This window comes from Pedobacter sp., from assembly GCF_045628745.1.
Taxonomy (GTDB): Bacteria; Bacteroidota; Bacteroidia; order Sphingobacteriales; family Sphingobacteriaceae; genus Pedobacter.
In genome coordinates this window covers 1-1,567 of sequence record NZ_JAZQPU010000311.1, presented here as the reverse complement: position 1 = coordinate 1,567, position 1,567 = coordinate 1, and the positions used below count along the sequence as shown (strand labels likewise).

Annotated in this window: 1 protein-coding gene; it reads right to left on the bottom strand. The window is 38.1% G+C overall.

All coding sequences use genetic code 11. From position 1 onward, the window contains the following. Positions 1-1,557, bottom strand: a 1,557-nt coding sequence (locus ACR2F7_RS11425) for a SusC/RagA family TonB-linked outer membrane protein (protein ID WP_432713692.1), incomplete at its 3' end; no start/stop codon positions are given. Positions 1,558-1,567: the final 10 nt, after the last annotated feature.

Sequence of the window (1,567 nt, the reverse complement as noted above, 5' to 3'; positions counted from 1 at the left end):
AAAAGCTACAATACCATAAGATCCACGGGTATTAGTAGGAATAAGTGGTGTTCCTTTAGCTGTTTGAGAATTATAAAAAGCATCTGCGTGAATCATTCGATTGCTGATTCCTCCAGTAATTTTCAAACTTAAATTTGGATGTAGTGCATAGGTTAAGTAGCCGTTTGCGGTTAAATTTCTGGTTTGATCTTGTCTCAGCTCATTACTCGTAGAGATAACAGGGTTTACACGAAAATCGTTACTTGAAGAAATATCAGGATCCATAAGGTCGCCGGTTAAATCTGTACCGCTGCCAGTTACAGGTCTAAATCCCCATACACTATATAACAGATAGCTGGAGGCAGATCCACTACTTCCCGCATCTGCAGCTATTTGACCAAAGTTTTTGAGCACACTATAATTTGTGTTGAGTCCTACTTTAAGCTTTGAAGAGACCACCTGATCAATAGAAAAACGACCTTGGTAACGTTTAAAACCTGAATTGATAATTACGCCTTTTTGATCAAATGCAGATCCTGAAATCATGTATTTGGTTTGACTATTGCCACCGGTAATGGAAAGATTGTGGGTTTGCATGGGTGCCGACCTAAAAATTTGGTCTTGCCAATTATAAGTAGGCTCATTGCGATAAGACTCAAGATCTCTGTCTTTTAGGTATTGCTCTGCAGTAAGTATAGGATCGATTTCTTTTTGAAGTTTAACAAACTCATAAGCATCCATCATATCCATTTTTTTGGTTACCTGCTGAAGGCCTATAGAACCATTATAAGAAATAACAGATTTACCGTTAACTCCTTTTTTAGTTTCGATAACAATTACACCGTTAGCACCTCTTGATCCATAAATTGCCGTAGCAGAGGCATCTTTCAACACATCAATGGAAGCGATATCTTGTGGGTTAATCACCGCATTTGAAGGATCTTCAATTGGAAATCCATCAATCACATACAAAGGAGAATTACTTTGTGTAACTGAATTGGCACCACGAATTACAATTTCATTGTTCGCCCCAGGCTGACCCTGATTGGAAGAAACCTGAACACCAGCAATTCTTCCCGCCAGTGCATCTTCGAATGAGGCAACAGGTGCTTTAGCCATATCCTCTACGTTAGCTTTTCCAACGGCTCCTGTTAAATCTTTTCTGTTAACAGTACCATATCCTATTACCGCAACTTCATTTAATGTTTTCAAATCAGTTTGCAGGTTAATATTAATCACTTTTCGTGAGCCTACAATCTCCTCTTTTGCAATAAAACCTATATAAGAAAACACCAATACGCTGTTTTGATCTGTTACAGCAATTTTGTACTTACCTTGAATATCTGTAGCTACTGCCGTGGCAGATCCTTTAAGACGAACACTTACTCCTGGAAGAACGAGGTTATCTTTGTCTTTAACTACACCTGTAATGACCATTTGTTGTTTCTTCTCTTTCACTATTCCATCTTCAACAGCGCTTTTAACAGCTGCCTCCGCAAGCGGATAATTCGAAAAAAGAGCAAGTAAAAGCATCAGCTTACTTTTACTCATCATTTTACCTTTGTAAATTTTCTTCATATTAATGGTT